Origin of the sequence: Vibrio sp. Vb0304, from assembly GCF_033338995.1 — a bacterium.
Taxonomy (GTDB): Bacteria; Pseudomonadota; Gammaproteobacteria; order Enterobacterales; family Vibrionaceae; genus Vibrio; species Vibrio alginolyticus.
Genome location: NZ_JAWOTT010000008.1, coordinates 74,125 through 92,920, shown reverse-complemented (window position 1 = coordinate 92,920; position 18,796 = coordinate 74,125). Strand labels below are relative to the sequence as shown.

The following is an 18,796-nucleotide window of genomic DNA, read 5'->3' as shown; positions in this document are numbered from 1 at the left end:
ATCAATCCATGTTTTACAAACGATGAACGGTCACTTTCAGAGCACAAATTGATACAAAAGGTTTTCGTCTTGCTACGCCAATTAGCCCTTGCTCTGTTGGGCTTTGTCTTATCCTACCAAGCATTTGCGCTTCATAATGCAAATGCAATCTTTTACCCTTTGCCAACTCAGGCAAAGGGTACTTTTATCGCGGCTAAAAAGTTGTTCTTGGGTGAAAAGGGCGGTTTGTGGATTCATGACGTACACGGGAGAGTCCTGTTTTACGATGGTCAAACTATATTGCCTAAATCAGGTAGCTTCCTACAAACGTCGGCCAAGCAGTTGGCCTATCATAAAGGTGCTTTTTGGACCTTTATTGAAAATGAGGTCTATCGAACTTATCCAAATCAGGAGCGACGTTTAGTCTTTAGTTTAAATCCAGGCTCACAAATAAGAAAAATAGGGTCTTCAAAGAACTATATTTGGGTGAGTGATGGCGCGCATTTCTATACCTACAATATCGACACTAGCGAGTTAAACTCTTTCTCTCTATTGCAGCTCTATCAACATAGTAATAATAGCTACGTTTACATTAATGATGCGGTGCTAGTTGAAACGAAGTGGGCACTAGCAACGACTTCCGGCTTCTATCTTTCTGAAGGTGATAAGTTTGACCATGTCGCTGCCTCAGGTCAAAACTACATTGAGAAAGTCTATTATTCACACACGCGAAGAGAAATTTTGATAGGTACATTGCGTGGCGCTTTAATTTTCAACATTTACCAGCCTGATAAAGAAGTGATTAGAATTGGCGGCTCACATGTTTTGACATTCGCAGAGACAAATCAAGAGTATTGGGTGGGGACAGAGCATGGCCTTTATTTGTACTCATTTTTTTCAGGTGAGGTCACCGAAGTCGCGCCTGCAAGTTTTCTTGAGTTAGAGTTAGATAACACGAAGATTTATTCGTTGTTGAGCGACAATATGGGAGGGATGTGGATTGCGACTAACCAAGGTATTCGTTATTACTCGCTATTTAGTAAAAAATTTGAACGAGTGACCTTTAGTAGTTATGACTCACACACCCTGTCAGGACGAATTCGGCAAACTATTGAAGGTCCTGATGGTGCGCTTTGGTTTGCTGATGACCGAAAGATTTATCGTTCAGGAAAGAGTGGGATTAACCAAGTCTTAGAGTTGGAGTCGCAGATCAATGAATTTGCGTTTCAAAACGGTATGCTTTGGCTTGCGACCTCAAAAGGGCTGGAAATATTTGAGCTAAATGGTCTCAACAAGATTACATATCCTTATTTACAGGTTATGGCCGGACATGCCGTAGAGCATGTGACCGTTGATGGTGATGACCGTCTTTGGGTATCAAGCGGATACCATCTTTACAATGTTGATACTGCTGCACGAAGCGTACGAAACTTTGGAAGTGAGTGGCTAGTAAGTCAGTATTTGCCTGCTAAGGTTACGCGCCTATATGATACTGAAGATGCCCTATTAATAGGCACCGATCATGGCGTATACCAATACAGTAATGACAACATCCAGTTTATCCGTTTTTCAGAAAAGTTTGGTGAATCATTAGACATGACCACGGCGGTTGATGGCAGCCAGTGGTTTGCTTCATCTTATGGTGTGTTTAAAACTGATACACGAAGCGATGAAAAACGTGTTGTTGAAATGAGTGAGCCCAACGCCAGACCTGCTTGCTTGATCAGAGACAGGCAAGGTGTATGGTTAGCTTCCTCTGTCGGTTTAAGCTATTACCACCTTTCGGGTGAGTTAGTGAAACATTACTCATCGTCATCAGGCTTAATGAACAATGAGTTCCTCCCTGGTATTTGTAGCGTTATACAGCAGACAGAAGTTGGTGAGCGAGAGCTTGTTCTGGGGTCGAAGTACGGACTCGTAAAAGCAGAAGCATCCAAGCTGCTTGTATCTAATCCCCCAGAGTCTAAGTTTATTGTTAGCCAAGTTGTGCTTGAAAATGAAGTTCTGCAAGTTGGTAGTGCCGATCTGAATGGGCTCACACTGCCATATGGATCTTCGCTGAGTTTTTTATTCGGTGTGATGCCAAAACCAGACAGTCAAAACTTGTACTATCGATTGAACAACGATGACCCATGGCAAACGTTAGAGGGGGGCCAACTGACACTCGAGCACCTTAGTTCCGGTGAATATCACTTGCAGGTCAGTAATGAGTCTCAAGTTGCCGCTGGAGTCGTTGGTTTAGAATCTCACTTTATCGTCCTTCATCCTTGGTATCTATCGCGATTTGCTATTTTAGGCTTTGTCGTAGCTAGTATTGCGGTCGTTGCAGTACTCGTATTCTGGCGCTCGCGCTACGTTGTACAGGCTAACCGTGATCTAGCAGCTCAAGTGACTCTCAAAACGAATCAGTTAAGACATCAAAGTAGAGTGTTGCTTACGAGCAACCAGCAATTACGTAAACAGATTCAAGTTAGAAACCTACTCGTAGACCATGTAGCTCTATCCATAAAATCAAGCGTCGACTTTATTGTGGCGAAACTACCTATGCCTCTCGATACTGCGACGGAGGATCATTTGGCTAAAACGAATTGGCAGTTAAATGAACTCAAAAGCGTTCCAAGTGATGTAAGTGGTGGGAGTCAGAACTACAACTTGAGTCAGATAACTCAGTCAGTGGTTGATGTATGGCAAGATGACTTTGCAAAAGCGGGTATTTTGGTAGAGCTAGAAGATGAGAGTAAGCAGAGCCGGGTTGCTCTGGAAAGCTTTAATCTTGATGTTATTTTCAATAGCATTTTTGCCAATATCATCAAGCGCTCTTTCCGAGGTCAAACGGTTAGAATTATGCTAGAAGAGGGGCATGATATTGTGTCATTGAGCTTTCTTGATTACGGGACGCAATTACCTAATAAAGTCGCGACTGGGCTTCCATCTAACTTAAATCACTCTGAGTTGAGTATTGACCACCTTGCCCAACTAGTGACAACGAGTGGTGGTTATTTGGCTGTCTTCTCTTCTGATGCTCAAAACAAAGTCGAGATTACATGGCCATCTGCGAAGGAAAGGAGTTATCTGGATGAACCGCAGCAAGAACTCAATCCTGTAACTATTGCAGAAGATCAAGTCACACCAGAGAAAGAGTGGTTGCAAAAAGTCTATCAATTAGTGGCAGAGCATTACCATGATCCTGAATTTGGCACTGCGTCAGCCGCTAAAATGCTGTATATGTCTGAACGCTCTTTGCAGAGACGTTTTAAATCTGCCTCGTCAAGAACGTTAAAAGACTATGTCACAGAGGTTCGTTTGGAAACGGCGTGTGAAAAGTTATTGGCGGGTGAGAAAATCAGTGAAGTCGCCTTTAACTGTGGCTTTAATGATCCATCTTACTTTAGCCAAAAGTTTAAGCTACATTTTGGTTTGCCCCCTTCCAAGTTTGCTTTGACTCAAGAAAGCCAAGAAATTAACTAGAAAACCTTCATTATAAGCTCCCTAGTTAATAGTTAAGATGCTGGGGAGCTGCATACAGTGCTCTATTATTGCTGCAGTTGCTAACGCAGTGAGTTTCATTGTTTCTTCATCACATCTAGCCTACAAATCCATTCTCAACACGTAAGCACGATCACGTTCTATCTGTTAGTCGCGATGTTCATAGCAATAAGCATAAATGGCTTCAAGAGAATGATTTACTAATAGTTGCAACAAATAAATGACAGTTGTATTGCTGTATCAAAAGAGCGTTGTTCATTTGGGTGAATGATGGTGTGCGACATTCGTGAAAACGAAAACTGTGTTGAAAAGATGAATAAGGTAAAGAAGTTTTGAAAGAGGTGAAAAAAAATATCGTGGTATAGCCGGGGGGACTATACCACGGGTGTCAAGGACACCTTCGCTTGCTGCCGGAGTGACATGTTGCCATGCCACCTCTGGAATTTATTAGAGAGGTTGCCCTCTCGATGGAGTAACTATACGAGAGGTTACTTATTTTTCTTATAAAAATAACGCCATGTTTATATGAGAAAAGCGACAACGTTTTGTTTTTTAATTAACCCACTGTTTTAATTTGCATTTTTTGTTTTCTATCTTGGTTTGTGACATTTTTGTTTCGTTAGGTGTCATTTTTAATTGTTAATTTTGACGTAAATAACGAGAGGAAATTTACGAAGTTGACGTTTGAAAGCGTGAAAACATTTACGGAATCTTTGATTTCACACAAGGATTGAAGGGGTATAGGGGAGTAATATTGGCAACCTAAACTTATTAAATAATAATATTTCTCATTAGCAATACTCTTAAGGGCCACTATGAAGTTATCAGAGATTAATCCTGGCGATACGGTGACGATTCGGTTGTTAGATGGTCTTTCATCAGATATCAGAAAGAAACTCATGGTAATGGGGCTGCTTCCCAATACAGAAGTCAAAGTGATTCGACGTGCGCCAATGGGCGATCCTTTACAAGTCGAAGTCCGTGGTGTGTCTGTCGCATTGCGAGAAACAATTGCTCAGAAAATTGAAGTGGAGCGAGTGTAATGCAATATCAAGTGCTAACCGTAGGTAACCCTAATAGTGGTAAAACGACGCTATTTAATGGTTTAACTGGCGCAAAACAGCAAGTTGGTAACTGGGCAGGCGTCACGGTTGAAAAGAAAACAGGACAATTCAAGCATGCTGGGGATGAGTTTTTGCTCACTGACCTTCCGGGTATTTACTCATTAGACAGTGGTAATGATAGTAATAGTATTGATGAATCCATCGCATCGCGTGCGGTTCTAACTCATCCTGCTGATCTCATTATTAACGTGGTGGATGCTACAAGTTTAGAGCGCAGCTTATATATGACGCTGCAACTTCGCGAACTTGGTCGCCCTATGATTGTTGTCCTCAACAAGATGGATGCGCTAAAGCGTGAACGTCAGATGATTAACGTTGCAGAGCTTGAGAAAACGTTAGGTTGTCCGGTTGTCAGTTTATCTGCAACCAATAAAACTCAAGTGGCAGAGTTTAAAGAAAAGCTTCATAAATCCATCGTTCAAGGAGTGCCACTTAAGGAATTGTCTTTGCATTACGGTGAGAAGATGGAGTCGGCAATTCAAACGGTTTCCGCACTTTTTAACGACCAAACCGTCGCTCATCGTGCACTAGCGATTCGTGCGCTTGAAAAAGACACAATGGTGCTCAATAGTCTTTCTGATATTGATAGAAGCAAAGTATTGGAAGTCATTACGACGTTAGATTTGGATATCGATTTGCATGTCGCGGATACTAAGTACACGCATCTGCATGAACAGTGTAAAAAAGTTCGCCGAAGCGAAGGCAAGTTAAGTCGTAGTGTGACTGAAGGACTCGACCAGTTTATTTTGAACAAGTGGATTGGAATTCCTTTCTTCTTTGTTGTTATGTACCTGATGTTTATGTTCTCGATTAACATCGGTAGTGCATTTATCGACTTTTTTGACATTGGTGTGGGCGCATTGTTGGTTGATGGTGGGCATCACTTGTTAGACGGTCATTTGCCTGTGTGGTTAGTGACGGTTCTTGCTGATGGTATCGGTGGTGGTATCCAGACGGTTGCAACCTTCATTCCGGTTATCGCGTGTTTGTACCTCTTCCTAGCGGTACTTGAGAGCTCAGGTTACATGGCTCGTGCAGCATTCGTACTAGATAAAGTGATGCAGAAGATCGGCCTACCGGGCAAAGCATTTGTACCGTTGGTTCTTGGTTTTGGCTGTAACGTACCGTCAATCATGGCAACTCGTACTCTAGACCAAGAACGTGAGCGTAAACTGGCTGCATCTATGGCGCCATTTATGTCATGTGGTGCTCGTCTGCCTGTATACGCGCTATTCGCTGCGGCATTCTTCCCAGGTTCTGGCCAGAACATTGTATTCGCACTTTACCTACTTGGTATTGTGGCAGCGATCTTCACAGGTCTTTTCCTTAAGCATACGCTTTACCCAGGTAGCAGTGATAGCCTAGTAATGGAAATGCCAGACTATGAGCTTCCGACGCTACAAAACGTGGTGATCAAAACTTGGCAAAAGCTAAAGCGCTTCGTACTTGGTGCAGGTAAAACCATCGTTATCGTTGTTGCTATTCTGAGTTTCTTCAACTCATTGGGTACTGATGGCAGTTTTGGTAATGAAGACAGCGAAAACTCGGTGCTTTCTAAAGCTGCGCAAGTTGTAACTCCAGTATTCGCGCCAATCGGTGTTCAAGAAGATAACTGGCCAGCGACGGTTGGTATCATTACCGGTATCTTCGCAAAAGAGGCGGTAGTTGGTACGCTTAACAGCCTGTACACCACGCCAAGCGACGGTGAAGACGCAGAATTTGATCTAATGGGCAGCCTAGAAGAGGCAGTAATGAGTATCCCTGAAAACTTAGCCGGTTTGAGCTACTCAGATCCACTAGGCATTGAAGTGGGTGACTTAACTGACTCAAATGCCGTTGCCGAAGAACAAGAAGTCGATGCTTCTATCTTCGGTAACATTAAATCTCAGTTTGCTTCTGGCAATGCCGCATTTGCTTACCTAATCTTTATCCTACTGTACACACCTTGTGTGGCGGCGATGGGGGCTTACGTACGTGAGTTTGGTCATAAGTTCGCACGCTTTATTGCGGTTTGGACAATGGGCTTGGCTTACCTATGTGCGACGTTCTACAACCAATTGACGCATTTCGCAGATAGCCCAGTGACAAGTGGCATTTGGATGGCTGTGATCGTTGCTATCTTCTTTGGTACCTACCGTGTGTTCAAACAAGTTGGTAAGAAACAAAACGGTGCATTAGAGGCGCAAGTAGCATGATTTTAAAAGAGCTTTATCAATACATTGCAGACAAAGGAACCGTCTCCCAGTCAGATCTGGCTAAACAGTTTGGGATGAGTGAAGATGGCGCCGACGCGATGTTAAACGTGTGGATTAAGAAGGGCAAAATTAGCCGCCTAGTCGACACTAATAAAGCTCATGACGTGACTCGTGTTCGCTACTCAGTGACTAAACAAGATGGTTTGTCTCTGACAGTCACCATGTAGCGACTATCAAAATTAGTCACCTAAAAATTATCACGTAAAAACGACAAAGCCGCATCAGCAATGATGCGGCTTTTATTTTGCTGGTTATTGTTTGTGAATACAGCGAAATTAATGTTCTTCAGAGTGTTTAGTCGCGCCTAACCCTAGGAACTTCAAACCAAGACTTAAAACTAAAATCGAAATAGGTAATGTTAAGATCGTCCAATCTAAGCTGTCGAAGTTAATCAGCACGAGCTCTAAGAACTTCACAAACAAGATCACGATGATGACTTCAGCCAAAATGTTTTTTAGATGGCCGATGTTCGGGGTTCTGATCCAATGCAAAACCGACTGCTCTTGTGTTTTCGCTTTAGCTTTGTTGGAAATAAATAGTGTGTAGATGCCGTGAGCAAAGATGAACAAAACTAGTGCGACAAGAAACGTATCCAGTGACTTGATCAAATAAGCGATCGCGATGTCTGCTTTATCTAAATGTGCGAGTGCTTCTGGAGGTGTTTGATTGAGAATGAAGACCGCAAATGCCGAATAGGTTTTTGCTGCACCCATAAGAAAAAGCAAGAATGAAGCAGCCATGGAACAGATGATGGCGATCCAGCTGACGTATCGGAATGTGTTGAAGACTTGTTTCATGATGACCCTCTCTAACTGAGCTGGTAGTCTAAACAAGTTTTATTTTAGTGATAATCCCAGAAAAATGAGAAAGATTGTTACAAATACGTATTAATCTTTCTCTGTCTATTTCAGCCGTATTCAAAGGCGAATTATTTTCGCTTGCAGTTCCTATGCTTTTTGGAAAATAGAGCTCAGTGACAACACGTTTTTAATGCGACCAAGTAATTCGTTTTGCTCTTCTTCTGTACGGAATTCACCTTTGGTGTTACCCCAAACCGGTCCCGGCCATGCGACGTCATCTTTGAAGCGAGCAATATGGTGAATGTGCAGCTGTGGCACCATGTTACCTAGTGCGCCAAGGTTTAACTTGTCTGGACGGAATGTTGCTTCCAGTGCTTGGCTTACTGCCTGAGATTCTAGCAAAAACTGTTGCTGTTCTTTCATTGGCAAGTGGTGAAGCTCTTTTAGGTTTGCACGTTTAGGTACCAAAATAACCCATGGCACGGCATTGTCTTTATGCAGAAGTGCCACACACAGTGGGAAGTGACCGATAACGGTAGTGTCTTTTGCCAATTGAGGGTGCAGTTCAAAACTCATTATATTATCCGATTTGAATTGAATGACATCAGTATACGCCAGATAAAACAAAAGGTTGACGCTTTCACGCCAACCTTTTGAAATCATATCGATTCTCGATTCTCGATTCTCGATTCTCGATTCTCGATTCTCGATTCTCGATTCTCGATTCTCGAATCGCTTACATGCGCTCTAGAGTATCAATACCTAGTAGAGACAGACCTTGCTTGATGGTCTTCGCTGTTAGCGCTGCTAGTTTCAGACGGCTTTGTTTCACTGCTTCGTCTTCAGCAACTAGGATAGGGCACGCTTCGTAGAAGCTAGAGAACTGACCTGCTAGTTCGAATAGGTAGCTACACATGATGTGTGGTTGACCTTCGCGAGCGACAGATTGAACCGCTTCTTCGAACTGCATAAGCTTAGCAATAAGTGCTTTCTCTTTCTCATCAGTGATTTTGATGTCACCTTGGAGAGCGTCCATAGCAACACCAGCTTTAGCGAAAATAGAAGCTACGCGAGTGTATGCATATTGCATGTATGGTGCTGTGTTACCTTCAAACGCTAACATGTTGTCCCAATCGAACACGTAGTCAGTCGTACGGTGTTTAGATAAGTCAGAGTATTTAACCGCTGCCATTGCAACTGTTTTAGAGATCTTCTCTTTTTCTTCCGCATCTAGCTCAGGGTTTTTAGATTCGATCAGTTGTGCTGCACGAACTTCTGCTTCATCTAGAAGGTCGGCAAGGCGAACGGTACCACCCGCACGAGTCTTGAATGGCTTACCATCTTTACCAAGCATCATGCCGAACGCGTGGTGCTCAAGAGATACTGACTCTGGCACGTAGCCTGCTTTACGAACAATTGTCCAAGCTTGCATTAGGTGCTGGTGTTGACGTGAGTCGATGAAGTAAAGCACACGGTCTGCGCTTAGCTCTTCATAACGATATTTTGCACATGCGATGTCTGTTGTTGTGTATAGGAAACCGCCATCGCGTTTTTGAACGATAACGCCCATTGGTTCGCCATCTTTGTTCTTGTATTCATCTAGGAATACAACTTGCGCGCCATCATCTTCAACGGCAAGACCTTGTTCTTTTAGGTCTGCAACGATCTTAGGAAGCATGTCGTTGTACATGCTCTCGCCCATCACGTCGTCACGAGTCAGTGACACGTTTAGACGGTCGTAGTTGCGCTGGTTTTGGATCATGGTTACATCAACGAGTTTTTTCCACATTTCTGCACAGTACTCGTCACCGCTTTGCAGTTTCACAACGTAGTTTCGCGCCTTTACTGCGAAGTCTTCATCTTCGTCGTACAGCTTTTTCGATTCGCGGTAGAAGCCTTCAAGGTCCGCAAGTTCCATAGAAACTTCGCCAGACTCTTGTTGTACACGCTCAAGGTTTGCGATAAGCATACCGAACTGAGTACCCCAGTCGCCGATGTGGTTCGCACGGATCACTTTGTGACCTAGGAACTCAAGAGTACGTACTACCGCATCACCGATGATGGTTGAACGTAGGTGACCAACGTGCATTTCTTTAGCAACGTTTGGTGCAGAGTAGTCAGCAACGATAGTTTGAGCTTCGTCTTCTGCAACGCCAAGACGTGAGTCAGCCAGTGCTGCTTCCGCTTGTTTTGCTAGGAACTCTTCGCTTAGGAAAATGTTGATGAAACCAGGGCCAGCGATTTCTGTCTTGCTCGCAATACCATCTAGGTCTAGAACATCCAGTACTTTCTGTGCAAATTCTCGTGGGTTAGTACCCAGTTTTTTAGCAACGCCCATTACGCCGTTTGCTTGGTAGTCACCAAATTGTGGCTTTGCTGATTGGCGTACTGCCGCAGGACTGCCTGCAGGTGCGCCAGCGGCTTCTAGAGCCTGAGATACTTTGTCATTAATAAGTGCTTGGATATTCACACGCGTTTCCTTCAATTCAAGGACGAAGAACTCGGCGAAGTAAGTGCCGAGTTCTGTTGGAGTTCACAAAAATGGGGCTAATGATAACAACTTTATTGCTTTTCATACAGAGAGGAATTGGGGAAATTTATACTTTTTCGATTGAATGGAAATGTGGTTTGGTTTGCGTTTACTATTGCGCTCAGAGTAATGAGATAAATCGCCCCAAAAGAGAACCACAATGACGACTCAACTAGTTGAAAAACGCCTAGCGCCTAAATTGATGATCCAAGATCTGGATGCATTTATGGCGAAGATTGAAGAGCTTGCATCCCTGTTAAAACTGGATCTGAGCTTTGCTCAAGCTGACCATATTGCGCTGCGAATTAATGATACTGAAACAGCAAAAGCCGCGCATGAAGCATGGAATCAATACGGTAAGGTGATTTCACAAGCGAAAATCAACGGTCGCCCGATTATTGTTATTGAATTCGACAAAGCGTTAGAAAGCCGTGGCTGGAAGATAGAGTGTCTGGAACTGCCATACCCTGCGGAAGGCAAAATCTACCCAACTGAAAGCTGGGAACATGTGGAGTTTGTGATTCCGTCTCATGCCGAAACCGCAGATGAGTTTCTTGCTGATTTGAGACACACTTATCCAGCGTTTGGCGCACGCTTTAATGAGTTAGAAGAGCTGGGTGTGAAGATCAAACTGTCGAGCCCGAAAGGGGATGGCGAACGCTTGAATAACCCAACAGTGGCGTTTAAGTACCAAGGCATTTGTATCAAACTGCACCCGCATTCACTTAAGCGTATTGTGGAGTCTGAGCAGGCGTAAAACGCTAGGGTGAGAATTGCTGAGTTGCGATAGGCAAAAAGGGAGCCGAGGCTCCCTTTCGTAAGCGAATCACTATTTAGCCAGTGACTTGCTTTTTGGGTTGGTAATGGAAAGTTTTTTGCCTTTCAACTCTTCATCTAAAGGCAGTGTAAAAGTTTTGGCAAACGGCATTCGTTTACAATGATCCGCCTTGTCTCTAACGATAGTAATAAGAGCTTCTGTCTGTGAGCTTTGCTCTATTTTTAGGCTAAAATCATCGTTCTTACTGCAGCCGTTAGACTCTGTGATAAATGAAATTTGACTCTCACTTGTCCTATAAGTCTCTACCATCATTGCTTGGTGCTCAGACGTCTGGTTTGTTTGCAGTCCTGCGTTTGCTGAACATGCAGTTAAACTGATAGTGCCCAAACCAAGTAGGAATATCTTGAGTCTATGTTTCATCTCGTTACCTTTTTTTGCGTCGTACGAATGAACCTGCAGCCATTAACACCAGTAGGCCAATAGATAAACTGCCGCCTGAACTAGACTTTTTATTAACGTCGTTACCAGCATCGCCCGTATTATCTGTGCTGACTGACATATTTATGTTGCGAACAAATGCTTGCGCGCTGTAAATGCCACTTGAAAACGGGTGTTGGACGTATTCAAACGTTATCGTATTAGATGCTTTGTAAAGATCGATCTGGATCTCTTTATAATCGAGGAGTTGGTTGGTGCTATCGTAAATTTCACCATTAACTAAGATGAACAAGTAATCAAAACCATCGGACATTACTTTGAGATCCATGGTAAGTTTGCCCTTCGGAAGATCGGTCAAAACCAGCTCAGATACACCAGGATAAGCTCCCATATCCGCTGATTGCAGTTCACCATTTTCAGCCGTCCAAGCGTTTTGACCGGTATAAACATTTGCGTCTGCTAGCGGAATGGCATTACGCACTGATCTGCTTGCTTTATCTACACCTGAATACTCGAAAGTTGTTGTGAGTCTGGACAGTTTCGGATGATCGGTAAAGAGCTCTATCGTTGTTTCTGATCCCGAATAGCTAGGTTGGTAGCCGACGGTAATTTGACAGCTTTGCGAAGGCTTTAAGGTACCAGTACAAGTGCTTTTCTCGATGGTACTTCCGTATGATATTGTGCTTTGGTAGATGTTGAATGGGATAGTATCGTCATTACGAATAGTAAAGGTCTCTTGCTGCGCTTTTCGCTCAACGAAACGAAGATCTCGGTACTTAGTGAAGCTGATAGTATTGCGATGGCTATCTATCCATCCATTGTGTTGAAAATGAGCGACGTTGGCGTAAACACCATAAGCGTTTGGTTGAGCACATCCATCCCCCCAGCTGACCACGCCTAGCAATTTGTTGATACCGTTATCATCAACGATGAGTGGACCGCCGCTATCTCCTTGGCAGCTATCTTTACCTCCCCAATAGTATCCGGCGCAAATACCGTCATCTGATACATTAGAGTAGTTTCCTGGTAGGTTTTGGCAGGTAGCTCGATCTACGTATTCCAAATCTACTTGTTGTAAAACGGTTGGGTATATTCGGTCTGTCGTGGACGTATTTCCCCATCCAGCCACGTGCAACTTGTCTCCTACGCGTACGCTATCTAAAAGTTCTGGCGTTGCCAGGTCAATAGTTGCGCTATCGATATTGCGTTCTAATTCAATAAGAGCGATGTCATTGTTCGTTGTTATGTTGTTATATTCATCATGTGAATAGATATTTTTAATGGCGATGCGCTGTGCTTGAGACTCTCTGTTTTTGTCATAAAGACCAAGAACGATATCCAGATCGTCCGCATTAAGACCTTCCACACAGTGCGCAGCAGTTAATACGTATTTTCCACCTAGGAAACTGCCACCACAAAAGTGACCAATAGATGTAGGTTGTCCTTTACGTACCAGTGAAGCAATAAATTTCCAGTCGGAAGTGTTGGCAGGTTCGCCGCCGATAATGCGAGTGGATACATCATTCTGAACAGGCTCAAGAGTATCTGCGATTGTGGTTGCTGGTAAAGTCAGCCCAATCAGAAAAGCCACTAACGTTTTTTTCATTTTAATTCCGTAATATTAACGTGGTTTATTATAAGGAGGGCAAATGATAAACGGAATCATTCTCTCAGTAAATAGTTGTGGAGAAATGAAAAATTATAACGTATCGGTTTAACTTTGATGGTTAGAATTGGAGGGGGGATCTTCTGAAAAGATGAAACCCGCCAAGTTGGACGGGTTTCACTATCGTTGTAACTAGTACGGAGGGATTACAGGATCACTGTCTTATTCCCATAAACAAAGACGTGGTCATTGATCACTTTATTCAAAGCCTTACTCAATACGTTCTTCTCTACATCGCGTCCCGCTTGCGCCATATCTTGGGCATTGAATGTATGGTCGACAGGAATTACGTCTTGCTTGATGATCGGCCCTTCATCTAAATCATTAGTCACGAAGTGTGCTGTTGCACCGATGATTTTCACACCGCGATCGTAAGCTTGTTGATATGGCTTCGCGCCAATAAAAGCAGGTAAGAAGCTGTGATGAATATTAATGATTTTGTGGTGATATTTCTCAACAAACGTCGGCGTTAATACGCGCATGTATTTAGCTAGCACCAAAAAGTCAGCATCGTATTGATCGATCACTTCTAGCATCTTCTGCTCGTGTTCTTCACGGCTAAGGTTTTCATGGGTCACATGGTGGTAAGGAATGTCGAAGCGTTCAGTGAGAGTTTGCAGTTTGTCGTAATTCCCCACCACAGCGGCGATCTCAACATCTAGGCTTCCATCGTAGGTTTTCATCAGAATATCGCCTAAACAATGCGCTTCTTTTGTGACGAGAATGACGATGCGCTTACGGCGAGAGCCAACCAATTTACGCTTAGCACCTTTCGGGAGAGCTTGGTCCAAGTCGGCAAGAAACGTTTGATCGTTGAAGTACCCCTCCAACTCCGTTCTCATGAAAAAGTGGCCACTGGTATTATCAACAAATTCGTTATTGTGAACGATGTTGAGTTGGTGCTTGTAACAGATATTAGTAATTTTCGAGATGAGACCCGGGGCGTCAGAACAGTGGGTCAACAGTGTTTTCTTTTCCATAAATCAGGTACTTCCATGCATTAATATTTTAGCGTACGAATTTGTTATTATTCCCTGGCGGGTGTAACTGTACTGCCATGTTTCACCATAAATAATCTATTCTTACGTTGGTTTCAACAAAATATCCGCGTGTCGCCGCAAGCTGGTCAGATTGTGGGCTGATGTCACTCCTATTCCTCTGATATACTCTCGATAATTTTTCAAACTCAATACCAAGCATGATCGCAAAAACTTTTTCCTCTGATGGCGCGTTAGGTAAGGCCATTCCTGGCTTTCAAGCTCGTCAGCCACAAATCGATATGGCGGAAGCCGTCAGCAGTGCGATCAAAGATCAAACCCAGTTGGTGGTGGAGGCAGGAACCGGAACCGGTAAGACCTTCGCCTACTTAGTCCCTGCGCTGTTAAGCGGTAAAAAAGTGATCATCAGTACAGGCTCGAAAAACTTGCAAGAGCAGTTGTACCATCGTGACTTACCGCTCATGGTCAATGCGCTTGGTTTTTATGGCCAAGTGGCGTTATTAAAAGGGCGTTCTAATTATCTGTGTTTGGATCGTTTGAGCCGCCAAATGGTCGAAAGCCACACTAATGAATCTGACCCGACGTTATTAACTCAACTGGTTAAAGTGCGTGCTTGGTCATCAGAAACCAAAACAGGTGACCTTGGTGATTGTGATGATCTGCCAGAAGACAGCATGATCATTCCGACTATCACCTCAACCAATGATAACTGTTTAGGTAAAGAATGTCCGAGCTACACTGATTGCTTTGTATTGAAAGCGCGTAAGCGAGCCATGGATTCCGACATTGTTGTAGTGAACCATCACTTGTTTCTTGCTGATTTAGCGATCAAAGAAACAGGATTCGGTGAACTGATTCCAGAAGCCGATGTGTTTATTTTTGATGAAGCTCATCAGTTGCCAGATATTGCGAGCGAATATTTCGGCCAGTCAGTTTCAAGCCGCCAAATTCACGATCTTGCCAAAGACATTGAAATAGCCTATCGCACCGAAGCCAAAGATATGCGTCAATTGCAAAAAGTGGGCGACAAACTCATGCAAAGCGCAATGGACATGCGGATTGTATTGGGTGAGCCAGGCTTTCGTGGCAACTGGCGTGAGGCGTTGCAATCAGGTTCTATTAAGCGAGAATTATTGCGCTTAACTGACAGCCTCGAATTGGCGATTGATGTACTCAAAATAGCCTTAGGGCGCAGTCAATTACTGGATACCGCCTTTGAACGGGCAAATTTGATCAAAGGCCGTATCGACCGGGTATGTGATGTCGATATTACCGGTTACTCATACTGGTACGATACCTCGCCTCGTCATTTCGCTCTGCACATTACGCCTCTTTCTGTCGCGGACAAGTTCCATGAGCAAATAGAGATTAAACAAGGCGCTTGGATTTTCACGTCAGCAACCCTAGCCGTATCGGGCGATTTCAAGCACTTTACTGAGCGCCTTGGCCTCAAGCCTACAAAGCAATTTTCTCTGCCGTCCCCCTTTGATTATCAAAAGCAAGCGCGCCTTTGTGTGCCAAGGTATTTGCCAGAGCCAAACAGTAACGGCTTAGCGGATAAGTTAGTCCGAATGCTTGCTCCGGTGATTGAAGAAAATGATGGTCGCTGCTTCTTTTTATGTACCTCGCACAGCATGATGCGTGAACTAGGTGAGAAGTTCCGAGAAGTACTTGAGCTGCCTGTGTTAATGCAAGGGGAGATGAGTAAGCAGAAAACCTTGGCGGAGTTTATGGAACTGGGTAACGCTTTACTCGTGGCGACGGGCGCTTTCTGGGAAGGGATTGATGTTAGAGGTGATGCGCTGAGCTGTGTTATTATCGACAAATTACCGTTTACCGCCCCTGACGATCCGTTACTCAAAGCCCGTATCGAGGATTGTCGATTACGTGGCGGTGAACCATTTGCTGAAGTACAAATCCCGGATGCAGTGATTACGTTAAAGCAGGGAGTCGGGCGATTAATTCGAGATCAGAAGGATCACGGTGCGTTGATCATTTGTGATAATCGCCTCGTCACGCGAGACTATGGTGGTATTTTCCTCGGAAGCCTACCACCTATCCCAAGGACGCGAGACTTAGATGGAATCAAAGCATTCCTGAAAGCAGAACAATCTGTCACAGACGCAAGTGCTGAGGCATAACCCAATAAATGAAAGTTGTAGAGAGTTAAATGAGCGCAAAAATTCTTGCTATCGATACAGCGACTGAAAACTGTTCAGTTGCGTTGTTGGCTAATGATCAAGTGATTTCACGTAGCGCGGTTGCACCACGCGATCACACCAAAAAAGTACTGCCAATGGTTGATGAAGTACTCAAAGAAGCTGGCCTGACTCTACAAGAGCTGGATGCGTTAGCGTTTGGACGTGGTCCAGGTAGCTTTACTGGCGTTCGTATCGGTATTGGTATCGCACAAGGTTTGGCGTTCGGTGCTGACTTACCTATGATCGGCGTTTCAACGCTGGCTGCAATGGCTCAAGGTAGCTATCGCTTACATGGTGTGACCGATGTCGCTGTGGCTATTGACGCACGTATGGGTGAAGTTTACTGGGCACGTTACACTCGCCAAGCAAACGGTGAGTGGGCAGAGATGGATGCAGAGTGCGTAATTCCACCAGCACGTCTCGTTGAAGAAGCACAAGCAGACGACAAAACGTGGACGACAGCAGGTACTGGTTGGGATGCTTACCAAGAAGTATTAGCAGGCCTACCGTTTAATTTGACGCATGGTGACGTTCTGTACCCTGATTCACAAGACATCGTGATTCTTGCTGAACAAGAATTTAAAAAGGGTAATATCGTGCCGGTCGAAGATTCGAGCCCTGTTTATTTACGTGATAATGTGACATGGAAAAAACTTCCTGGTCGCGAATAGTCCGTTTTTCATTAACCTGACAAAAAGCAGGGCGTTTGCCCTGTATTTTTATGGAGTGCTATGGCGTCGATTAATGGCTTGCCTCCTTCTTTGATTCCCGGTGCAAATCGCACTAATAAAGCCAGTCAAAAGAAGCCGGTAAATAAATCACAAACAAAGCAGCCTGTAGGTCAGCCTTCAAAGGTTGCTAACGCCGTGGCGCACTCCATAAAACACGTGGATGAGTCCCAAATTCACCGAGCTCAAGTGCAATATGACCTTCCTGAAGGGGGCGCACGTAAAGCAATGGAGCAGTACATGGATGTCATGAATCGAGCTAAAAAAGAGGAACTGGCTCAATTACTTGGTGTCGATATTTACGTGTGAGATCTCCCCAGCTTGGGGTTACTAATATTGAAAGGTGGTTTATGAAGGTTTTTGGACGGTTTTTTCTCGCATTATTTGCTACGGTTGGTTTGTCTGCGTGTAGCTCGTTGCCTGAGGAGCTAAATGCAAGCACAGAATTGGTCGTTACAGACTATAAAGCTTTTGCTGAGTCTCAGGGGCAAGTGAGTGAAGATGTTCGCCTTGGTGGAATCATCGCTAAAGTGGATAACTTTAAAGATAAAACGCGTCTAGAGATTGTAAACCTTCCTATCAGTAAGTCTGGTAAACCTGATATCGATGAAGAGCCTACGGGGCGTTTTGTCGCCTATTTTGATGGCTATTTAGAGCCTGTCGCCTTTAGTGAAGGCCGTTTGGTGACGGTTGTAGGCAAAGGAGCAGGGGAAGAAGAAGGAAAGATCGGTGAGCACGGTTACATCTTCCCGGTAATAAAGGGGGAAGGGTACCGTTTATGGAAAATTGAAGAACGTGTACGCATGTATGACTCGCCAACCTACTTTTACCCATGTTACTCGATTAACTGCCGCATGTGGCGTAATGATTTCCCACAAGACGGTAAAGTGATAAAACAGGTCAAATAATCTGCGATGCATGAGCGTCAATTCGAGCTTCCTGCCGGCAAAATGGCAGCCCTTGAGATAGGGAACGAGAAAACGGCTGACTTGTCAGTCGTTTTTCTTCATGGGTGGTTAGATAATGCGGGCAGCTTTAAAGCGCTCATGGAGCAGTTGAATCAACTTAATCCTCACTTACACCTCCTAGCCATCGATCATTTTGGTCACGGTTTATCGAGTCATAAATCTCACGATAATTATTACCCCTTTCACGACTATATTGCCGATTTGTATCAGTTTTTGGACGAATTATCACCAAACAGACTGATATTAGTAGGGCATTCACTTGGTGCTTTAATCGCAAGTTGCTATAGTGCAGCGTTTCCAGAGCAGGTCGAAGCTCTTGTGCAAATTGAGGGAGCAGGACCTCTTCATGAGGATCCTACTAACAGTTTGCCTCGTCTTCGCGATGGCGTTTTAAGTCGAATAAGACAGCAAAACAAGCCAGAGCGAGCCATTGCCTCCTTCGATCTGGCGTTAAAATTACGCATGCAAGCCAACCAATTAACCGCTGAGCAGCTTCTACCGATAGTAGAGCGTGGAACAGAGCAGCGAGGAGATAAATGGTATTGGCGGCATGACGCCAAGTTAAAATGTGCGTCGCTTTACCGAATGGCGCAAGCGCATGCTAACTCGATTACCAGCCAAATACGTTGTCCTCATTTGATTGTATTAGGCGATCAAGGATTTCAGAATTTACCATCTAACCAAGCTGATTGGGGAGAGAACCCACCGCAAGTGGTTTCTGTCAAGGGTGGTCATCACTGTCATTTAGAGCAAATACTCGAGGTCGCAACGCGAATTCTTGGTGTAGTTAACAAAATTTAAACAAGTGTTTGAGAGTTGCGTGCTCAAGCACGTTCGCTGTGCTG

16 protein-coding genes are annotated in these 18,796 nt (G+C 44.2%); 10 read left to right on the top strand and 6 right to left on the bottom strand.

Annotated elements, in window-relative coordinates; genetic code table 11:
• The first annotated feature begins 69 nt into the window (after positions 1–69).
• From R7P35_RS12435 to R7P35_RS12420, 4 genes are all read left to right on the top strand, one after another.
• On the top strand, positions 70–3,447 hold the full coding sequence (locus R7P35_RS12435) for an AraC family transcriptional regulator (RefSeq protein WP_054575218.1): 3,378 nt from the start codon (positions 70–72) through the stop codon (positions 3,445–3,447).
• An 833-nt stretch (positions 3,448–4,280) separates the two neighbouring features.
• Positions 4,281–4,508, top strand: a complete 228-nt coding sequence (locus tag R7P35_RS12430) for a FeoA family protein (RefSeq protein WP_005382190.1) — start codon at positions 4,281–4,283, stop codon at positions 4,506–4,508.
• A complete protein-coding gene (feoB, locus tag R7P35_RS12425; RefSeq protein WP_213871774.1) occupies positions 4,508–6,784 on the top strand; it encodes a Fe(2+) transporter permease subunit FeoB in 2,277 nt (758 codons plus the stop codon). Before R7P35_RS12430 ends, feoB begins: the two co-directional genes overlap by 1 nt.
• Entirely contained in the window at positions 6,781–7,011 is a 231-nt protein-coding gene (locus tag R7P35_RS12420; protein ID WP_005382192.1) for a FeoC-like transcriptional regulator, read from the top strand. The genes feoB and R7P35_RS12420 overlap by 4 nt, the downstream gene beginning before the upstream one ends.
• Before the next feature lie 108 nt (positions 7,012–7,119).
• On the opposite strand, the gene R7P35_RS12415 is transcribed toward R7P35_RS12420, so the two are convergent.
• The 3 genes from R7P35_RS12415 to argS form a co-directional block, all read right to left on the bottom strand.
• Positions 7,120–7,641 (bottom strand): YqhA family protein, encoded by a 522-nt coding sequence (locus tag R7P35_RS12415; RefSeq protein ID WP_042523163.1) that lies wholly within the window; start codon positions 7,639–7,641, stop codon positions 7,120–7,122.
• A 150-nt stretch (positions 7,642–7,791) separates the two neighbouring features.
• The gene (locus R7P35_RS12410) at positions 7,792–8,220 is read right to left on the bottom strand and encodes an HIT family protein (protein ID WP_005446436.1); all 429 of its coding nucleotides are present in this window, start codon (positions 8,218–8,220) and stop codon (positions 7,792–7,794) included.
• A 160-nt stretch (positions 8,221–8,380) separates the two neighbouring features.
• A complete protein-coding gene (gene argS, locus R7P35_RS12405) occupies positions 8,381–10,114 on the bottom strand; it encodes an arginine--tRNA ligase (RefSeq protein WP_054576704.1) in 1,734 nt (577 codons plus the stop codon).
• Between the two features lie 220 nt (positions 10,115–10,334).
• Here argS and R7P35_RS12400 point away from each other — a divergent pair, with 220 nt between their 5' ends.
• Complete coding sequence (locus tag R7P35_RS12400) at positions 10,335–10,931, top strand: VOC family protein (RefSeq protein ID WP_065274265.1); 597 nt, start codon at positions 10,335–10,337, stop codon at positions 10,929–10,931.
• A 72-nt stretch (positions 10,932–11,003) separates the two neighbouring features.
• Here R7P35_RS12400 and R7P35_RS12395 read toward each other — a convergent pair whose 3' ends face one another.
• From R7P35_RS12395 to purU, 3 genes are all read right to left on the bottom strand, one after another.
• Entirely contained in the window at positions 11,004–11,372 is a 369-nt protein-coding gene (locus R7P35_RS12395; RefSeq protein ID WP_005382200.1) for a hypothetical protein, read from the bottom strand.
• Between the two features lie 4 nt (positions 11,373–11,376).
• Positions 11,377–12,996, bottom strand: a complete 1,620-nt coding sequence (locus tag R7P35_RS12390; RefSeq protein ID WP_005382202.1) for a S1 family peptidase — start codon at positions 12,994–12,996, stop codon at positions 11,377–11,379.
• A gap of 206 nt (positions 12,997–13,202) precedes the next feature.
• On the bottom strand, positions 13,203–14,036 hold the full coding sequence (gene purU / locus R7P35_RS12385; RefSeq protein WP_042523168.1) for a formyltetrahydrofolate deformylase: 834 nt from the start codon (positions 14,034–14,036) through the stop codon (positions 13,203–13,205).
• A gap of 218 nt (positions 14,037–14,254) precedes the next feature.
• On the opposite strand from purU, the gene R7P35_RS12380 reads away from it, so the two are divergent.
• Genes R7P35_RS12380 through R7P35_RS12360 form a run of 5 tightly spaced genes read left to right on the top strand, consistent with a single transcriptional unit; the run spans position 14,255 to position 18,752 of the window.
• On the top strand, positions 14,255–16,195 hold the full coding sequence (locus R7P35_RS12380; RefSeq protein ID WP_005382210.1) for an ATP-dependent DNA helicase: 1,941 nt from the start codon (positions 14,255–14,257) through the stop codon (positions 16,193–16,195).
• Between the two features lie 29 nt (positions 16,196–16,224).
• Entirely contained in the window at positions 16,225–16,926 is a 702-nt protein-coding gene (gene tsaB / locus R7P35_RS12375; RefSeq protein ID WP_042523171.1) for a tRNA (adenosine(37)-N6)-threonylcarbamoyltransferase complex dimerization subunit type 1 TsaB, read from the top strand.
• A 60-nt stretch (positions 16,927–16,986) separates the two neighbouring features.
• Complete coding sequence (locus tag R7P35_RS12370) at positions 16,987–17,292, top strand: hypothetical protein (protein WP_005382213.1); 306 nt, start codon at positions 16,987–16,989, stop codon at positions 17,290–17,292.
• Between the two features lie 41 nt (positions 17,293–17,333).
• The gene (locus tag R7P35_RS12365) at positions 17,334–17,891 is read left to right on the top strand and encodes a Slp family lipoprotein (protein ID WP_005382214.1); all 558 of its coding nucleotides are present in this window, start codon (positions 17,334–17,336) and stop codon (positions 17,889–17,891) included.
• 6 nt (positions 17,892–17,897) lie between these two features.
• On the top strand, positions 17,898–18,752 hold the full coding sequence (locus R7P35_RS12360; protein ID WP_005382215.1) for an alpha/beta fold hydrolase: 855 nt from the start codon (positions 17,898–17,900) through the stop codon (positions 18,750–18,752).
• The last annotated feature ends 44 nt before the right edge of the window (positions 18,753–18,796 follow it).

What these genes read in the sequence shown, in the direction of transcription:
- R7P35_RS12430 (WP_005382190.1), top strand. Translation starts at nt 4,281, where the DNA reads ATGAAGTTATCAGAGATTAATCCTGGCGATACGGTGACGATTCGGTTG.
- feoB (WP_213871774.1), top strand. Translation starts at nt 4,508, where the DNA reads ATGCAATATCAAGTGCTAACCGTAGGTAACCCTAATAGTGGTAAAACG.
- R7P35_RS12420 (WP_005382192.1), top strand. Translation starts at nt 6,781, where the DNA reads ATGATTTTAAAAGAGCTTTATCAATACATTGCAGACAAAGGAACCGTC.
- R7P35_RS12415 (WP_042523163.1), bottom strand. Translation starts at nt 7,641, where the DNA reads ATGAAACAAGTCTTCAACACATTCCGATACGTCAGCTGGATCGCCATC.
- R7P35_RS12410 (WP_005446436.1), bottom strand. Translation starts at nt 8,220, where the DNA reads ATGAGTTTTGAACTGCACCCTCAATTGGCAAAAGACACTACCGTTATC.
- R7P35_RS12400 (WP_065274265.1), top strand. Translation starts at nt 10,335, where the DNA reads ATGACGACTCAACTAGTTGAAAAACGCCTAGCGCCTAAATTGATGATC.
- R7P35_RS12395 (WP_005382200.1), bottom strand. Translation starts at nt 11,372, where the DNA reads ATGAAACATAGACTCAAGATATTCCTACTTGGTTTGGGCACTATCAGT.
- R7P35_RS12390 (WP_005382202.1), bottom strand. Translation starts at nt 12,996, where the DNA reads ATGAAAAAAACGTTAGTGGCTTTTCTGATTGGGCTGACTTTACCAGCA.
- purU (WP_042523168.1), bottom strand. Translation starts at nt 14,036, where the DNA reads ATGGAAAAGAAAACACTGTTGACCCACTGTTCTGACGCCCCGGGTCTC.
- R7P35_RS12380 (WP_005382210.1), top strand. Translation starts at nt 14,255, where the DNA reads ATGATCGCAAAAACTTTTTCCTCTGATGGCGCGTTAGGTAAGGCCATT.
- tsaB (WP_042523171.1), top strand. Translation starts at nt 16,225, where the DNA reads ATGAGCGCAAAAATTCTTGCTATCGATACAGCGACTGAAAACTGTTCA.
- R7P35_RS12370 (WP_005382213.1), top strand. Translation starts at nt 16,987, where the DNA reads ATGGCGTCGATTAATGGCTTGCCTCCTTCTTTGATTCCCGGTGCAAAT.
- R7P35_RS12365 (WP_005382214.1), top strand. Translation starts at nt 17,334, where the DNA reads ATGAAGGTTTTTGGACGGTTTTTTCTCGCATTATTTGCTACGGTTGGT.
- R7P35_RS12360 (WP_005382215.1), top strand. Translation starts at nt 17,898, where the DNA reads ATGCATGAGCGTCAATTCGAGCTTCCTGCCGGCAAAATGGCAGCCCTT.